Annotated in this window: 12 protein-coding genes and 1 pseudogene; 4 read left to right on the forward strand and 9 right to left on the reverse strand. The window is 59.2% G+C overall.

The window, feature by feature from the left end:
* The first annotated feature begins 148 nt into the window (after window positions 1-148).
* Window positions 149-1,891 carry an adenylate/guanylate cyclase domain-containing protein gene (locus tag N8E88_RS08775; protein ID WP_262292181.1) on the forward strand — a complete coding sequence of 581 codons (1,743 nt, stop codon included), beginning with the start codon at window positions 149-151 and terminating at the stop codon, window positions 1,889-1,891.
* Window positions 1,892-1,969: 78 nt separating this feature from the next.
* Window positions 1,970-2,845 carry an FkbM family methyltransferase gene (locus tag N8E88_RS08780; RefSeq protein WP_262292182.1) on the forward strand — a complete coding sequence of 292 codons (876 nt, stop codon included), beginning with the start codon at window positions 1,970-1,972 and terminating at the stop codon, window positions 2,843-2,845.
* Here N8E88_RS08780 and N8E88_RS08785 read toward each other — a convergent pair.
* On the reverse strand, window positions 2,825-3,307 hold the full coding sequence (locus N8E88_RS08785; protein ID WP_114430787.1) for a class I SAM-dependent methyltransferase: 483 nt from the start codon (window positions 3,305-3,307) through the stop codon (window positions 2,825-2,827). The genes N8E88_RS08780 and N8E88_RS08785 overlap by 21 nt on opposite strands.
* 161 nt (window positions 3,308-3,468) lie before the next feature.
* Here N8E88_RS08785 and N8E88_RS08790 point away from each other — a divergent pair, with 161 nt between their 5' ends.
* Together N8E88_RS08790 and N8E88_RS08795 are read left to right on the forward strand one after the other, a co-directional pair.
* Window positions 3,469-4,458 carry an AraC family transcriptional regulator gene (locus N8E88_RS08790; protein WP_262292183.1) on the forward strand — a complete coding sequence of 330 codons (990 nt, stop codon included), beginning with the start codon at window positions 3,469-3,471 and terminating at the stop codon, window positions 4,456-4,458.
* Window positions 4,459-4,517: 59 nt separating this feature from the next.
* Window positions 4,518-5,726, forward strand: a complete 1,209-nt coding sequence (locus N8E88_RS08795) for an MFS transporter (RefSeq protein ID WP_262292184.1) — start codon at window positions 4,518-4,520, stop codon at window positions 5,724-5,726.
* 234 nt (window positions 5,727-5,960) lie between these two features.
* Here the strand turns inward: N8E88_RS08795 and N8E88_RS08800 are convergent, their stop codons facing one another.
* The 8 genes and pseudogenes from N8E88_RS08800 to N8E88_RS08835 all read right to left on the reverse strand — a co-directional run bounded on the left by N8E88_RS08800 (window position 5,961) and on the right by N8E88_RS08835 (window position 16,316).
* Window positions 5,961-7,631: a GMC family oxidoreductase gene (locus tag N8E88_RS08800; RefSeq protein ID WP_262292185.1), complete on the reverse strand. Its 1,671-nt coding sequence runs from the start codon at window positions 7,629-7,631 to the stop codon at window positions 5,961-5,963.
* Complete coding sequence (locus N8E88_RS08805; RefSeq protein WP_262292186.1) at window positions 7,628-9,157, reverse strand: FGGY-family carbohydrate kinase; 1,530 nt, start codon at window positions 9,155-9,157, stop codon at window positions 7,628-7,630. Before N8E88_RS08805 ends, N8E88_RS08800 begins: the two co-directional genes overlap by 4 nt.
* A 30-nt stretch (window positions 9,158-9,187) precedes the next feature.
* A complete protein-coding gene (locus N8E88_RS08810; RefSeq protein WP_262292187.1) occupies window positions 9,188-10,030 on the reverse strand; it encodes a class I fructose-bisphosphate aldolase in 843 nt (280 codons plus the stop codon).
* Window positions 10,003-11,747, reverse strand: a pseudogene (locus tag N8E88_RS08815) (FAD-dependent oxidoreductase). Before N8E88_RS08815 ends, N8E88_RS08810 begins: the two are co-directional and overlap by 28 nt.
* A gap of 11 nt (window positions 11,748-11,758) precedes the next feature.
* Complete coding sequence (locus N8E88_RS08820; RefSeq protein WP_262292188.1) at window positions 11,759-12,754, reverse strand: aldo/keto reductase; 996 nt, start codon at window positions 12,752-12,754, stop codon at window positions 11,759-11,761.
* Window positions 12,751-13,761, reverse strand: a complete 1,011-nt coding sequence (locus tag N8E88_RS08825) for a sugar-binding transcriptional regulator (protein ID WP_262292189.1) — start codon at window positions 13,759-13,761, stop codon at window positions 12,751-12,753. The genes N8E88_RS08820 and N8E88_RS08825 overlap by 4 nt, the downstream gene beginning before the upstream one ends.
* 1 nt (window position 13,762) lies before the next feature.
* Window positions 13,763-14,752 carry an ABC transporter permease gene (locus N8E88_RS08830; RefSeq protein WP_262292190.1) on the reverse strand — a complete coding sequence of 330 codons (990 nt, stop codon included), beginning with the start codon at window positions 14,750-14,752 and terminating at the stop codon, window positions 13,763-13,765.
* Between the two features lie 22 nt (window positions 14,753-14,774).
* The gene (locus tag N8E88_RS08835) at window positions 14,775-16,316 is read right to left on the reverse strand and encodes a sugar ABC transporter ATP-binding protein (RefSeq protein WP_262292191.1); all 1,542 of its coding nucleotides are present in this window, start codon (window positions 16,314-16,316) and stop codon (window positions 14,775-14,777) included.
* Window positions 16,317-16,323: the final 7 nt, after the last annotated feature.

The raw sequence follows: 16,323 nt of genomic DNA on the forward strand, positions 1-16,323 counted from the left end.
GAACTGCGTATATGAACAAGCTTTCAAATGTTCCGCCAACAATTGCAAGCATGGCTTCATCTCGCCATCATTGCGGCCGCATTGATCTTCTCGCCAAATCATCATTCGTCGCTTAAATTGATTCGGTTAAAAAATAATCCGGGTATTCATGACATCAATCGCCACAGTGCCCCTTTTGTCCGAGCGATCCCTGCGCAGGGCACGATTGATTTCGGGGCTGATCCTCCTCGTCTTCGTGACGTTGCATCTTGCCAATCACGCGCTGAACCTGATCTCACTTGATGCCGCGGAAGAAGGCCGGCTGTGGTTTACCGCCATCTGGCGCAATCCTGTCGGTACCATCCTTCTTTATGGTTCGGTTCTTGTTCACATCGCGCTCGTCATGCGCTCGCTCTATCAGCGGCGCACGCTTGTCATGCCATTGCGGGAGGCGCTGCAGATTATTCTCGGCATTCTCATCCCGCTGTTGATTATTGAACACGTGATTGCGACGCGCATCAGCTCCGAAATGATCGGCACGCCAGATGTTTACGCGTCTGTCATCCGCTCGCTCTGGGTCAATGCGCCGATGAACGGTTTGCGCCAATCGATTGCCCTCGTCGTGGTCTGGATGCACGGCTGCATAGGGGTCCATTTCTGGCTGCGCTATCGCCCCTGGTACGACACAGCCGCACCCTTCCTTTTGACATTTGCCATTCTCTTGCCCGTGCTTGCCCTGCTTGGATTTGCCAGTACGGGGCGCATTCTCGCCAGCGAGCCGCCGCAATCCAGCTTCGGCAGCGGATATAGCCCGGCAGGTGCAAGTATCGGCTATGATGGTGCGAGAAGCGGTGACGCCACATCTTCATTTGCAACGACCGAAGTCCGCAAGGAACGCGTGCAGATGACGAAATATGCACTCTATGGCGGATTTGCAGGCACGTTGCTGACTGTGTTTGCCATGCGCGCGCGCCGCAGCTGGCGCGAACGGACTGACCAGATCGAAATCCGTTATCCGGAGGGGCAAATCGTCAACGTTCCGCGCGGCTTCAGTGTGCTTGAAGCGAGCCGGCTCGGTGGGATCCCGCATTATGCGGTCTGCGGTGGCAAAGGCCGCTGCTCGACCTGCCGCGTCCAGGTCGTTGAAGGTGCAGCATCGCTGCCGAAACCTGAATCAACCGAACTGACAACGCTCCACCGCATCAATGCAGATCCTGGCGTGCGCCTCGCCTGCCAGTTGCGACCGCTACACGATATCAGCGTCGTTCCGTTGCTTATACCGACCACGGAAGGCGCGCTTCCCGTCGGCAGCCAGCAAACCAATCCTGGGCGCGAACAGGAAATCGTCATCCTCTTTTGCGATATCCGCAGCTTCACCATGCTTACCGAGGCTCAGCTTCCCTATGATATCGTCTTCCTGCTCAATCGCTATTTTGCCATTGTCGGTCAGGCGGTCGAGCGTGCTGGGGGACGTCTCGATAAATTCATCGGCGATGGCGCCATGGCACTCTTCGGCCTGAAAGGTTCTCCGGAAGACGCCTGCCGCAACGCGCTCAAAGCAGCGGCCAGGATCGTCAGCGAAATAGACCGGCTCAATGATGAATTGTCCGCCGAATTTTCCATGCCGCTGCGTGTTGCCATCGGCATCCATAGCGGCCCGGCCATTGTCGGTGCCATGGGATATGGCAATGTGAAGAACCTCACTGCCATCGGGGATACGGTCAACGTTGCCAGCCGGCTCGAAGCCATCGCCAAGGAACTGGATTCCACGCTTGTTGTGTCGGAACCAACAATCCAGCTCGCGGGTTCCGATACTGCCGATCTCGAAAGCCAGGAAATCTCAATTCGCGGCCGGGCTGAGCCGCTGCGCGTTTATATCATTCGCCAGGAACTGACTGCGCGGTTTGTCTGACCCAGGCGGCCGCATGCCATGTCGGGCTTTACATGTTGCGGGATTGAGCTAGGAGTGGTGCTGGCCAGGGCTCAATCAATGTTGGACACGAAATCGATCCGCCGTCATCTCCGCAAAGTCAGGAACAATCTGGCTCGCAGGCTTTTCGACACGCGTTACGGACGGAATTTGTTGATCAATTCGCTTGGCCCCCGCGTTCAGACGATGACACTCGATTGCGGCGATCACATAATGAGTTTTTCGCCCGGCGATTATATCGGCAAGAAGATTTTTAGGAAGGGCCACTTCGAGCGAGAGCATGTGGACCGGCTGCTTGGTATTTTAAAGGAACGCCGTCTGCTGCGGGACGGCACCACGCTGCTTGAGCTTGGTGGGAACATCGGCACCCAAACCGTCTATTTTGCCCTGAGCGGACACTTCGCCCGCATCGTCAGTGTCGAACCGGATCCGCGCAATTTCGATCTGCTTCGCACCAATGTCACCCAGAACGGGCTCGGGGACTGTGTGATTTTGGTCAATTGCGCCGCGGGCGAGAAACAAGACGAGATCGATTTCTTTCAACATCAGAGCAATCATGGCAAGAGCAGCGCCAGCCGGCAGAACGCGTCCGATTGCAAGATCGTCGTTCCGGTCAAGCCGGTCGGTTCAATCCTCGCCGAAGCCGGAACAAATCCTAATGACGTCGGTCTGATATGGATGGATATCGAGGGATACGAACCCCTCGCCTGCCACTCGATGCAAGCTTTGTTCGCCCGCAGGGTTCCACTCTACATGGAATTTTCGCCTACATTTTACGGGCCGAACCAATCGGCCGCTTTCGTGCAATTTCTTGCAGAATTCTATGAAGATTGCCTGATTTTCCGTGAGGATAACAACAGTACGCCAGCGAAGGTCAGGGAGATTCCCACCAACGAAAGGCAGTTCGACGTTCTGCTATTCGACGCGGCGATATAGGAAGTAGCGGCCCTTCTTGACGTTGTGTGGCAGCGGCAGACTTTCAAGCTGCGGATGGTCAAGTTCGAGCCCGCTGGCAACTATACCGTTCGGGGCAAGCAGCGCTACCGTCAATTGCGGCAGCCATGTGAGGGTTATAGCATCCTTCTCCTCATAGCCTGTACCGATATCCACATGAACAAGAGCGGCGTTGATGCCTGCGAATGGCTTTGCTGACTCACGTATCTCACCGACGATCAGATTCTCCGGTTCAGGGGTCGAGGACTTATGAGAACCGACGGCCCTGTCAAAAGCGATGATTCTGCGGCCTGGAAAATGGGCACGCAAGTGATCGAAGGTGCGACCGTTACCAAGGCCGAGCTCGAGCACCGGTCCATCCAACGCCCTCACCCTTTCGCCAATGTGATTGAGAACATCGCGCTGTGCCGTCATGCGGCGGATGAAGCTATCAAGACGACTCATCAAATTTTCCATGATTCTGTGCAGACCATTCGGGCTTAGCATCGGATCGACACGAGGTCGATGGCTGGCATGCCGCAGGTGTATTATCAAAGGTCAGCATTTCTGAGTTCAAAGGCAGGACGTGACTTGCCTGCCGGACGCTTGGCATCTATATTGGCTAAATGCTTGACCATTCGTCCCGACCGTCTACGCTGCCACATATGCCTATGGATGCGCTCAGCGAAGTCCTGCAGGACTTTCGCTTGAGTGGCGTCAACTATGGCCGCTGCGAGCTCCGGCATCCATGGAGCATCGCCTTTCCGCAACAGCCGCTGCTTCGATTTCATTTTGTGAGCCAGGGTCCATGCTGGATTTATACAGAAGCGCAAGGCTGGCAGAAGCTGAACGCCGGCGATCTGGTGCTGCTGCCGCAAGGCATCGCCCATCGGCTGGCCAGCGCGCCGGACGTTGTGGGTGATTCGCTCAAGGCTTGCCAGGTGACCAAGTTGGGGAGCAACGTTTGCGAAGTGGTGCGGGAAGGAACGGGCGCGACCAGCACCCTTTTCTGCGGCTCCATGTCCTTGGGCGCCTGTGCGCTCAACCCCTTGATCACTTTGATGCCGCCAATCATCAAGGGCTGCGACGTGGCCGGCAATGACCCGATCGTCGGGCCGTTGCTAGCGGCTATGACGGCGGAGGCCGCACAACCGCAGATGGGCAGCGCCACCATCTTGTCACGTATGGCGGACCTGCTCACAGCGCGGCTCATCCGCTGCTGGGTCAATTGCACCGGAGCCTCCACCACCGGCTGGCTCGCTGCCATCCGCGATCCCCATATTGGCCGCGCCCTCGCAGCCATGCACCGGGACCCCGGCCGTAACTGGACACTCGAAAGCCTCGCAGGCCTCGCAGGCCAATCACGCTCGATTTTCGCCGAGCGCTTCAGCGCTGTTTTAGGGGAAGGCGCTGCACGCTATCTCGCCCGTCTGCGCATGCAGCTTGCCCGCGATTTGCTGGGGCAAGGCGGCATGTCGGTTGCTGAGGTCGCCACCCGTTTGGGCTATGAATCCGAGGCATCCTTCGCTCGCGCGTTCAAGCGCATCACCAGTGTCTCGCCTGGCGTTGTGCGGCGCACAATTTCCGGACGAATGGACATGGATTTCGGATTATAGGACACATATCATCCGAAAAGACTCGTCTATGAATATCTCCAAACCTTGGAGATACTTAAATGACGGACACAACATTACAACTTGATGGCGAGGTCTTAGAGCTCGATGCCGCGGCGCCGGCCGAATGGAGCGCGGCCACCTGGTTCGCGGTCCTTTCAATGGCGTCCGCCAGCTTTGCGCTGGTATCAGCCGAGTTTCTGCCGGCAGGTCTGTTGACGCCAATGGCGCGCGATCTGGGCATCAGCGAGGGAACGGCCGGGCAGGTCGTCACCGCCACCGCTTCCGTCGGCGCCGTGACGGCCCTGTTGAGCAACGTTCTCATCGGCCGGCTCAATCGCAAGACGGTGCTGGTTGGTCTCAGTGCTCTGGCGATCGGCTCCAATATTCTCGCGGCGGTAGCGACCGATTTCTGGCTATTGTTGTTAGGTCGGGCCGGACTCGGAATCGCCCTCAGTGCTTTCTGGGCGCTTTCAGTTGCCGTCGTAGCGAGGCTGGTTGGCGCCAATGCGACAGGCCGTGGCATGGCTATCGTCACCCTCGGCGTATCGCTCGCCACCATTGCCGCACCGTCGATGGGCGCGTTGATCAGCGACTGGCTGGGTTGGCGCAGCGCCATGGCCATGACGGCCGGACTGGCCGCGCTTGCCATGCTGCTGCAGTTCCTCAGCCTGCCGACCCTGCCTGCAACCACAAGCAACAGTCTTGCCGATGTCCTTCGCCTGACACGGCGGCGTGGTATTCAGCTCGGCATGCTTGCCATCTTTTTGCTGATGACGGGACATTTTGCTGGCTCGGTCTATGTGCGCCCCTTCCTCGAACAGGTGACGCACCTTGCAACCGGGCCGATAGCCCTGGCGCTGCTCGGGTTTGGCATCGCCGCTGTGGTTGGTAATATTGCCGGCGGCCGCATGGCCGACGCCAATATCCGCATGGCCCTTGCGGTTACCGCCGCATTAATGGCGTTTGCTGCACTCGCTTTGGTGCTTTGGGGTGCGCATATCGGCGTTGCCTTCGGCTTCGCTACGCTTTGGGGCTTCGCCTTCGGCATGGCGCCGGTGGTGCTGCCGACCAATCTGTCCCGCGCGGCACCTGACGCGCTTGAGGCGGCGGGCAGCTTGATGGTCGCGTCTTTCCAGGTGGCCATCACTATCGGCGCAGTTGTCGGCGGCTATGTCGTGGACACCTATGGCGCCACGGGGCCCTTGACCCTTACTGCCATCCTTGCTGCATCGACAGTCGTGCTGGCGCTGCTACAACCCCGCAGCTAAGCTTTGCTCGTACTGCGCGTAGATAGAGCAACCAGACGTCATCGGAAGATGCGCCAAGATATCGGCGCATCTTCCAGGCAGTGCGTCAAGTCATGCCGAGGCGTGGACGCGCGCTTTCCTTCTGACGGATAACGTCGCCGAAACGACGCAGGAACAACCGCCCGAGAAATGCCGAACCTTTCACCGGCTATGCTCGCGCGCGAAGTCAGCATGGCCGAACTCGGCCGACATCGCTCACCGATTTCTTGCAAACTTAAGGCAATCGCTTCGACTATCCCGAGATACGTCCTTGAGAATGAGGTCCGCTGCCTTCTCTGCAATCATGATTACCGGTGAATTTGTATTGCCCGAGACGATCGTCGGCATGATCGAAGCATCAACTATCCGCAACCGCTCCAGTCCGTGCACCTTCAAGGCATCGTCAACGACGGCGAGATCGTCGCTGCCCATCCTGCACGTTCCGACGGGATGAAAGATCGTCGTTGCGATGTCGCCGGCGCGGCGGATCAGTTCATCATCGCTCTGATATTGGCGGCCGGGCAGCATCTCTTCGGGCCGGTATCTCATGACCGCCTTTGCCGCCATGAGGTTGCGGGCGTGACGGATGGACCTAGCGGCGAGCAGCCTGTCACCGACCGTCGAGAGGTAATTTGGCCGGATATCCGCTGCAACGCTCGCCTCCGGCCTCGAAATATGCACCGTGCCCCGGCTTTCCGGACGCAGATTGCACACCGAAACAGTGACGGCGGGATAGCGATGCAAGGGCTCGCCAAGGCGATCGGTGCTGAGCGGCTGTATGTGGTACTCAAGGTCAGCCGTCGCCAGCGCCGGATCGCTCCTTGCGAAGATGCCGAGCTGGCTCGGCGCCATTGACAGGGGACCGGAGCGCCGGAGAGCATATTCGAGGCCCATGGCGGCTCTTGAAAAAAGATTATGATAGAGCTGGTTCAGCGTCTTCGCACCTTCAATGCGGAACACGGTACGTATCTGCAAATGATCCTGCAGATTTCCCCCGACGCCGCGCAGTTCATGGCTTAATTCGACGCCTGCACGCGCCAGAATTCCGGGATCTCCGACGCCTGAAAGTTCGAGAATCTTGGGCGAGTTGATTGCTCCTGCCGAAAGAATGATTTCTCCCGCTGCCGCCGCTACGCGGGCTTTGCCTCGAAGGCCGTAACGAACACGTACCGCGCGCTTGCCATCGAACTCCAGCCGCTCGACCTCGGCACCGGTGACAACACGAAGGTTGCGCCGCTTGAGAGCCGGGCGCAGAAACGCCTTGGTGGTATTCCAGCGGAACCCGCCGCGTTGGTTCACCTCGAAATAACCCGAGCCCTCGTTGTCGCCAGCGTTGAAGTCATCGGTCTTGCGAATACCAAGTTCTTCCGCGGCATCGCGAAATGCGTCGAGAATGGGCCACGAAAGCCGTTGCCGCTCCACCCGCCACTCTCCGCCCGCACCATGCATGGAAGAGCGCCCGCGATAATTGTCCTCGGACTTCAAAAAGTATGGCAGAACGTCATCCCAGCCCCAGCCGGTATTTCCCGCCTGCCGCCAATTGTCGTAATCGGCCGCTTGCCCACGCATGTAGATCATTCCGTTGATCGAAGAGCATCCGCCGAGAACCTTGCCGCGGGGATAGGGCAAGGAGCGGCCGTTGAGACCAGGCTCCACCGGCGTCCTCATCATCCAGTCTGTGCGGGGATTACCCATGCAGAAGAGATAGCCGATCGGCACATGAATCCAGTGGTAGCGGTCGCTGCCTCCAGCCTCGAGGAGAAGCACGCGATTTTTTGGATCGGCGGACAGCCGGTTGGCAAGGACGCAGCCCGCCGATCCCGCTCCTATGATGATGAAGTCGTAGACCCCTTCGTCGAGCGCGGCTTCGTGGGCACGCGGGTTCACGCTGCCACCTCCGTTGCGGATGCTGCGCTTCCTGCCATGCGCCGCCAGATCGGCGCCATTGCTTCGGCGATATCGAGGTAGAGCCGGTAGCGATAGTCATAGTGCGCCGAGCGCTGTGCGTCCGGCTTGTAATGGCGGTCAGTTGAAACCATAGCATTGGCGCCGGCCTCAAAATCAGCAAACATGCCAACGGCGGTTCCTGCGGCGATCGCCGCGCCAAGGGCACCGGTCTGGCTCGAGCGGGCGACGGTGACGGGTACACCCAGCACATCCGCAAAAATCTGCGGCCAGAGCAGGCTGCGCGAACCACCTCCTGACAGCACCGCCTCGTCGAAGCAGGCGCCTGCGGCGCGCAGGGTTTCGATATGCTGGCGATGGCCGAACGCGACACCTTCCAAGAGAGCACGGATCAAATGCGCCTTGGTGTGCCAGCCGGCAATTCCATAGAATGCGGCGCGCGCATTGCCATCCTGCTGCGCACCATAGAGAAACGGATGATAGATCGGATCATTGCTCGCCGGCTCAACCGAGGAGGCAAGTTCACAGCACACATCGAAGGGCGAGCGTCCATCCGGCTGCTCGCCTGGAAAGAATTCGCGCACGAACCATTCGAGATTGGCGGCGGACGTAGCGCTGGATTCGATCGCCATATAGCGATCGCGATCGAAGGTCGATGACATGAAGACCGGCCCCTTCAGCCGGGGCTGGCCGATGATCACCTGATTTATGCTCCAGGTTCCGGCAATGATCGAAGCCGCGCCCGTGCGTGTGACGCCCGAGCCGATAGCCGAGGCGACCACGTCGAAGAACCCGCCAATGACAGGCGTGCCCGCGGAGAGACCTGTTTCTGCCGCCGCCGCTTCCGTCACCCTTCCGGCTATGTCAGCACTTTCGATCACCGGCGGCAGCATATCCATGCAGTCGCCGAGCCCGAAGGCGGCCATCAGGTCACGATCATAGTCGCGTTGCGAAACGTTCAGGAGCCCGCAACCGGCCATGTCGGAAACGTCGCTGACGCGCTGGCCGGTAAGCCGATTGACGATAAAGTCCTTGCAGAGGAAGACCGTACCGATCCTGACGAATGTTTCCGGCCGGTGCCGTTTTATCCAGGCGAGCAATGTTGGTGTCTGGGAAGGCCAGGGGCGCTGCAGAGAGATGGGATATGTACGATCGCCGACGCCTTCGGCCTGCCATTCCTCGACAAGACCGGCTGCCCTTGTATCGAGCGACTGGATGGCGAGCAGCGGCTCCCCCTGCCGGTCAAGCGCATAGAGCCCGTTGCCATGTCCCGCGCACCCGATTGCCGCGATTTCCCCAGGCTCGATGCCGGCCTGCTCGATACATGTGCGAATGACCAGCTTCGCGTTTGTCCAGAGTTCACCAAGCCCCCGTTCGACATGCCCCGGGTAGGGCATGTTGCTATGTCCCTCCTCGGCAACGGAGGCAATCTCGTTGCCCTGCCGGTCGAAGATCACCGCCTTGATGATCGTATTGCCGGCATCCAGCCCCAGAAGATATTTTCCCATTTTGAACCCCTCCTCAGGTCCTCTTCGTTCTCAGCCTTGCTGATAGCGCGCGTAGGCGTCCTCGCCACTGGCATCGTCATGGATGATTGCCATGAGTCCACGCACCACGGCACCCGGGTTGGAGTGCTGGTAGATGTTGCGGCCGTAAACCATTCCCATAGCGCCCTGCCGCATCAAGGCTGCCGATTTATCGAAGACGGCGCGCAAATCTTCCTTTCCGCCGCCCCGCACGAGCACCGGGCACCGCGCTGCCTCGACAACGCGGTGAAAATCCTCCGCATTGGTCGTAGGATCGGCCTTGACAATATCCGCGCCCATCTCGCGGGCAAGCCGGGTCAGCGTGACGATCTTGTCAGCGTCGCCGTCGACCATATAGCCTCCGCGTTCGGTAACCGGCTGCATGACGAGCGGCTCTATCATCAACGGCATGCCATATTTTTCGCAATCGGCACGCACACGCGAGATGTTTTCGACGCACTGACGAAACAGGTCAGGCTCGTCCGGCAGCATAAACAGGTTCACCACCACGCAGGCCGCGTCTAGTTCGATAGCACCGACCAGCGGCTCGGCCTGATTTTGCAGAACAGCCCACATGTCGCGATGACGGACGGGGTTATAGGGGTTGCCCATATCGATGCGCATGACGAGAGCCGGCTTTTCCTTGCCTGCCACGTTCTGGAGAAGATCGGCCTGGCCATAGTTCATCTGGATTGCATCCGGAGCCGCAGCAACCAGCGTGCGGACCACACCTTCCATGTCCTCAAGGCCATTCAGGAAAGTTGGTTCATTGCACACGCCGTGATCGATCGCCACGTCGAGGCAGCGCCCGTTGCCGAACAGTCGGTTCATCCGGACCTTGCGGTTGTTTCGCATATCGTACTCCTTGTTTATTGCGCGCTGTCAGTGTTTCCAGGTCGACGCCGTGGCATATGGCGAGAAGGTCGAGGAAGGAAGACCGTTCGGCGGCCTTGCGTGCCGCGGACCAGTGCTTTTCATCGGCGATCAGGTCGAGGGCCACATCCATCATATCGAGCGATAATTGTCCGCTGATGGCGAGCGTTGTTCGTCTCAGCAGGAGATCATCGAGATGTTCGACGCATTCATGGCGTATGAGGAACAGCATCTCGCGGGTCGAATAGGGGGCGCCCGGCATTGGCTCGTCCGGTCCGCTGGCGATGAAGCCGGCAATCAATGCCGCGGCGGTGCCATATCGTTCGAAGAGTTCGATCGTTCGCGCTGGCGCAAGGCCCGTTGCGGAAGACGTGCGCGCTATCCAGTCTCCCGTGTCCGCCGGGAAATTGCGCCCGCCGCCAATGGAACGGTCTGCCGTCGTCAGATGGCGGGTTCTCCGCAGGCGTTCCAATGCCATGTCGGCAGCGAGCTCTCCAAAGGAGCGGAACGTCGTCCATTTGCCGCCAATCATGCATAGGACCGCAGGACCGCCGTCCGATTCGATGAAGGTGCAGAAATGATCGCGCGGGATACGCCCGGTGAACTTGTCCTTGCTGGCGGGAAGCGGCCTGACACCGGAGAACTGATAGACGATTTCCTCCGGCCGGATCCGGATATCAGGCAAGACGAAGGCGAGCGATTGCAGGATATAGTCCCGTTCTTCCGGAGTGCAGACCACGATTTCCGGATCATCGATACGGATATCGGTGGAGCCGACCAGCACCTTGCCGAGATAAGGAAACAGGATGCAGACACGGCCATCCTCATTCTCGTAATAGATCATATGACCATCGAGTGCCTTGGCGAGTTCGGCATTGTCGATAATCAGGTGTGAGCCCTTGGTTCCGCCCATCAGTGGCGCCGGCCGGTTTTCCGGCGAGAACAGGCTTGCATTGGCGATGTCGATCCAGCCGCCCGTCGCATTGATGATGAGTGCCGGCTCGATAGCCGTCGTCGTGCCGCCAACATGGTCCCGGACAACAAAGCCACCGGTGAGATTGTGCTGAAGTTCGGCATAATTCAGGGCATGTGCGTCCGGTGCTGCGGACAGTCCGTCCTGCAGCAACTCAATTCCGATACGTTCCGGGTGCCTGACCCATGCATCATAGTAGGTTGCCGAACTCTTTATCGCCGGATTGAGTTTGGGCCATTTGGCAAGTGTTCCCCGCCGTCCGCGAAATCGATGACGAGGCATCAGGGCACGCTTGCGCGTCAGAAAGTCATAGATGCTCAACCCTGCCTTGATGGCGATAGCGCCGCGGCGGCTCGGTTTGCGGCCGAGGCCAAGGAAGCGAACCATGCCATTTGCAAGACCGGAGAAGATATCGAAAACAGGAACCATCGTTGGCAGGGGCTCGATAAGATGCGGCGCGTTTCGCAATAGCCGATCACGCTCGACAAGCGATTCCCTCACCAGATTGAACTCGCCGTTTTCAAGATAACGCAGGCCGCCATGCACCATCCGGGACAAGGCGGAACTGGCACCGGAACAATAGTCGTTCTTCTCCACCAGCAATACGTCGAGACCCTGAAGGGCAAGCTCACGGAATACACTGATACCGTTGATGCCGCCGCCCACGACACACACGTCCACCTTCGGACTCCGGCGAAGCCCGTCGAATATCTCTTCACGATTCATGATGCAGCCCGTTACCTGTCCATATCTGCAAGTTTCACTGCGATGGCCGCGTCGATGGCCGAAAGGTCTTCTTTGCCGAGCCGTATCGTCCCGGCTTTTGCATTCTCCAGCGCCTGCTGCGGATTGCGCGCGCCGCAAAGCGCGAACGTCACCCCTTCCTGCGCCAGGGTCCAGGCGATCACTGTCTGTGCAACGCTCGCGTCGTGCCTGCTGGCTACCGGCTGAATTGCTTCAGCGAACGCGCGGGCCTTCAACCTGTTGCTGACGGAAAAACGCGGATTGTCTTTGCGCTGATCATCGCCGGAAAATGTGCGGTCCGGATCGACCGTTCCCGAGAGCAGGCCCAGCGCGAGCGAGGAATAGCTCAAGGTCGAGACATCGTTCTGCCGGGCCACGGGCAACAAGTCCTGCGCAATCTCGCGGTCAATCATGCTGAACCTTTCCTGGATAGCATCAAGCGCGCCGGTGGCACTGTAGGCGTCCAGTTCGGTCGCGCTGAGATTGCTTGCCCCAATTGCGCGGATCTTGCCTGAACTGCGCAGGTCTTCCAGCGCCCGAACGGTTTCCTCGATCGGGGTCGTGGGGTCCTGCCAATGGGTGATGTAAAGGTCGATATAATCCGTGCCCAGCCTGGCCAGGCTGGTTTCGACCTCATGGAAAATCGCGTCGCGTCCAAGATAGCGGTGGACGGGCTTTTCATCCTGGTCAAAGAAGTGCCGGCCTTTATCCGTGTGCCAGACGAGACCGCATTTTGTGGCAATGACCGCTTTGTCCCGCCGTCCCTGAAGGGCTCTACCGACGATCTCCTCAGACCGTCCCAGCCCGTAGGCGGGTGCAGTATCGATCAGAGTAACGCCTGCGTCGAGGGAAGCGTGAATGGCGGCGATTGACTGCTTTTCGTCGCTTCCGCCCCACATCCAGCCACCGATGGCCCATGTCCCGAGCCCGACCGCAGAGGCTTGCACACCTGACCTGCCTATCGAACGCATCAATTGATCACCACTCATGCCAAGGCTCCTTCGGCCGCCGCAATATCCAGAATACGCTGTCCAGTCGCTTCATCTGTGACCAGCGTATCGAGATGGTTGCCACGCATGATGCTGAGAATCGGCCGTGCCTTGTTGGGTCCGCTCGCAACACCGATCTTGCTTGGGATCGAGGCGAACTCCCGCAAGGTCAGGGAGACGAGGCAATCATTGAGGCTGTAGGCGCAGACCTGGCCCCGGTCGTCGAGCAGATGTGCCAGGAGTTCACAATTCGCGCCTGACTGCTCTATCGACTGCCTGTCGGTACTGGAGGATGGATGCAGGTCGTAATAGCTTGAATCGTCGGTCAGGATCGAGCCGATGCCGACAAGTGCCACCTTCGCCTCTCGCGCCCGTTTGAATACATCGGCCACCGAGCGCATGTTGATCAGCATCGCGCGTTCTGCAGCGCTGTCGGCAAAGAGCGGCGCGTGGATCTGGTAGGCGCGACCACCGAGCTTGTCCGCCATGGATGTCGAGACATGGTTCACGTCGGTATAATGCTTGCCCTGGACGCATCCCGTAGCCGGTACAACTTCGACGTTGAATGCACGTGGTGCGCGCAGGCCGGCCACGACGGCACTGACGCCCTTGCCGCCGGTGATGCAAATGGTGTCACCATCGGCGATCTCATCAAGGAGCAGGCGCGCCGCAGCCTCGCCCACGGCCTGCAGCGCGGTCTGCGGATTGCCCGAAACCGTCGGCACGACAACAGCCCGGTTGATCCCGCCGAGCGCCAGCAACCTCTCTTCCAGATCAATCAATGGCTCGACCGGGGATTTGATCTTGATTTCCACCAAACCAAGCTGCCGGCCACGCTTGATCAGGCGGTTCACCGTCGGTTGCGAAACGCCGAGCTGGTCCGCAATCTGCGCCTGGGTGAGCCCCTCCAGGAAATGCAGCACCAGTGCCTGATGCATTTGCCGCGCGATAACGATTTCTTCGCGGGGTGCCGAGGACGGTTTGGGATTTAGTCTGACGATCGTCATGTCAGGAAGCCTTCCGCTTGTGCAGAAAATGATCGATTGAGACGGCACCAAGCAGAATGCACCCCTTTATCATGTCCTGCCAGTAGACTGATACATTGAGCAGGACCAGCGAACTGGTCACCACCGACAGCAATGCTATCCCAAGAATGGCACCAAGTATCGTCCCCGAGCCACCGTTGAGCGATGCGCCGCCAATGACAGCAGCGGCGATAATGTTGAGTTCCATGCCGACGCCGAATGTGGGCGTAGCAGCACCAAAGCGCGACATGTAGATCACGCCGGCAAAACCCGCGAGCGTCGAGCAGAGTACGGTTACCCAGAATTTCACATGATTTGTCCTGATACCGGAATAGAGCGCGGCTTTCTCGTTGCTGCCGGTGTAGAACACCTTGCGCAGCGCCGTGGCTCGCCTGAGCAAAAAATCGAACAGCACGACAACGGCGACGAAGATGATGATGACATAGGGCAGACCGTGGAAACTGCCCTGCCCGACTGCCTTGAACGCGGGAGGCAGCGTGAAGAGCGAGAGCGGCGTTCCCTTGGTGATGATCAGGCAAAGGCCGCGCACGATGACCATGCCGGCGAGCGACGTGATGAAATGGTTGAGCCCGACCACGGTGACGAAAAAGCCCATGACGGCGCCAATCAAAGCGCTTGCGAGAATACCAATGAGCGAAGCGCTCCATGGATCGAGCCCCGCCAGGAACAGCGAGCCCGACAGGACCATTGCGAAACAAACGACGGAACCGACGGCAAGGTCGATGCCGCCGACAATAAGCAGGATCGTCATCCCGACGACGACGATGCCTTCCACGGAAAAGCTCATCAGCATCGCGCGGAAGTTTCCGAGTGTGAGAAAATGCGGCGATGCAAAGCTCATGGCTATGCAAAGAGCCAGAATGATTGCGATCAACCCTGCCTCCCGCATCGAACCCAGTCTTTTCCAGGACGGGGCCCGCGAGGCCTTTGTCGCCATCGTCTCAGCCAGCATTTGCTTTTCTCCCATAGTTTTCTCAGGCGGCATGTTCTGATGCCCGCCGGTTTTGTGCATTTTGCGCATTGACGCCAGAGGCGAGGCGGATAACCGCTTCTTCGCTCATCGCGCCCGCATCCAGTTCACCAACCACCGTGCCTTCGCGGATGACAATCACCCGGTCACACAGACCGAGCAGCTCCGGGAGTTCGGAAGAAATGACGATGATGCCAATTCCCGATATGGCAAGTTCCCGCAGCAGCAAGTGGATTTCCGACTTTGCGCCGACGTCTATGCCACGCGTCGGTTCGTCCATCACTATCACCTTGGGCTGGACGGCGAGCTGTTTGGCAATTGCAACCTTCTGCTGGTTACCGCCGCTGAGCGAGGACACCGGCGCATCGACGCTGCCCATTCGGATGTTCAGTTTCCTGGCAAAGTCGCTGGCGAGCGCTGCTTCTGCCCCGGCGTCAATCAGCCCGAGGCGCCCGGTCAGCGCGTCGAGGTCAAGAACCGAGATGTTCCGGGCAATCGAAAGGTCCAGGAATACACCGGAGCCCTTTCGATCTTCCGACAGATATACGAGGCCGGCCCTCACCGCGTCCGCATAGTTTCTTATCGCCTGCGGCTTGCCATGGAGCAGGATTTCGCCGCTCGTAATGGCGCGCAACCCGCAGATACCTTCGGCAATTTCCGTGCGGCCGGAGCCAATGAGACCACCGATGCCAAGGATTTCACCGTTCATCAAATCGATGTTTACACCCCGAAAGCGCTGGCCGTCGCCCAGAGCGCGAACCGAAAGGACCACCTCGTGCGATCGCTCCCCGGCTGGCTGCTTGGGTGGATAGAGTTGTGTGATCTCGCGCCCGACCATGAGCCGGACCACGTCATCAGGGGTCAGATCGGCGACGGACCCGGTCGCCACATAGCGGCCGTCACGCAGAACGGTCACCCGGTCGCAAAGATCGAATATTTCGGCCATGCGGTGGCTGATATAAATGATCGATATGCCGTTGGCCTTCAGACCGCGGATGATCTCGAAAAGTATGCGTGTTTCCGCTTCTGTCAGCGCGGCGGTCGGCTCATCGAAGATGAGGACACGGCAATCGAGCGTCAGGGCCTTGGCGATCTCCACGAGCTGCTGGCTGGAGATCGGCAGATCACCGACCTTGCGGCGAACGTCGATTGGCGCGAGGCGGTTCATGACGTCTTGTGCCTCGCGTTCCAGCTTGCGGTAGTTCATCAGCAGCGAGCGCTGCCGGCTGGTGGTTGCCATGAAGATGTTTTCCGCAACGCTGGCGTCCGGGCAAAGCGCGATCTCCTGGTGGACCAGTCCGAGACCAAGCGCCTGCGCAACCGAAGGCGATGCGATCTTGACCGGGTTGCCGTCGAGGACAATCTCTCCATCATCCGGCTGCAGCACGCCGGCGATGATGTTCATGAGCGTCGACTTTCCCGCGCCGTTTTCGCCGCAGAGCGCATGAATCTCGCCCTGCTCCAGGCTGAAATTGACACCTGTCAGGGCTTTCACCGCACCGAAATGTTTTGTGACGTTGCGGATATTGAGAACCGGATTTCGCATGACGCAC

The organism is Phyllobacterium zundukense (assembly GCF_025452195.1).
GTDB classification, from domain to species: Bacteria; Pseudomonadota; Alphaproteobacteria; order Rhizobiales; family Rhizobiaceae; genus Phyllobacterium; species Phyllobacterium zundukense_A.

Bases quoted from the DNA above. Each gene is read 5' to 3' on its own strand.
- N8E88_RS08825 (WP_262292189.1), bottom strand. From the start codon at position 13,761: ATGACGATCGTCAGACTAAATCCCAAACCGTCCTCGGCACCCCGCGAA.
- N8E88_RS08820 (WP_262292188.1), bottom strand. From the start codon at position 12,754: ATGAGTGGTGATCAATTGATGCGTTCGATAGGCAGGTCAGGTGTGCAA.
- N8E88_RS08780 (WP_262292182.1), top strand. From the start codon at position 1,970: ATGTTGGACACGAAATCGATCCGCCGTCATCTCCGCAAAGTCAGGAAC.
- N8E88_RS08795 (WP_262292184.1), top strand. From the start codon at position 4,518: ATGACGGACACAACATTACAACTTGATGGCGAGGTCTTAGAGCTCGAT.
- N8E88_RS08810 (WP_262292187.1), bottom strand. From the start codon at position 10,030: ATGCGAAACAACCGCAAGGTCCGGATGAACCGACTGTTCGGCAACGGG.
- N8E88_RS08785 (WP_114430787.1), bottom strand. From the start codon at position 3,307: ATGAGTCGTCTTGATAGCTTCATCCGCCGCATGACGGCACAGCGCGAT.
- N8E88_RS08775 (WP_262292181.1), top strand. From the start codon at position 149: ATGACATCAATCGCCACAGTGCCCCTTTTGTCCGAGCGATCCCTGCGC.
- N8E88_RS08835 (WP_262292191.1), bottom strand. From the start codon at position 16,316: ATGCGAAATCCGGTTCTCAATATCCGCAACGTCACAAAACATTTCGGT.
- N8E88_RS08805 (WP_262292186.1), bottom strand. From the start codon at position 9,157: ATGGGAAAATATCTTCTGGGGCTGGATGCCGGCAATACGATCATCAAG.
- N8E88_RS08790 (WP_262292183.1), top strand. From the start codon at position 3,469: ATGCTTGACCATTCGTCCCGACCGTCTACGCTGCCACATATGCCTATG.
- N8E88_RS08830 (WP_262292190.1), bottom strand. From the start codon at position 14,752: ATGCTGGCTGAGACGATGGCGACAAAGGCCTCGCGGGCCCCGTCCTGG.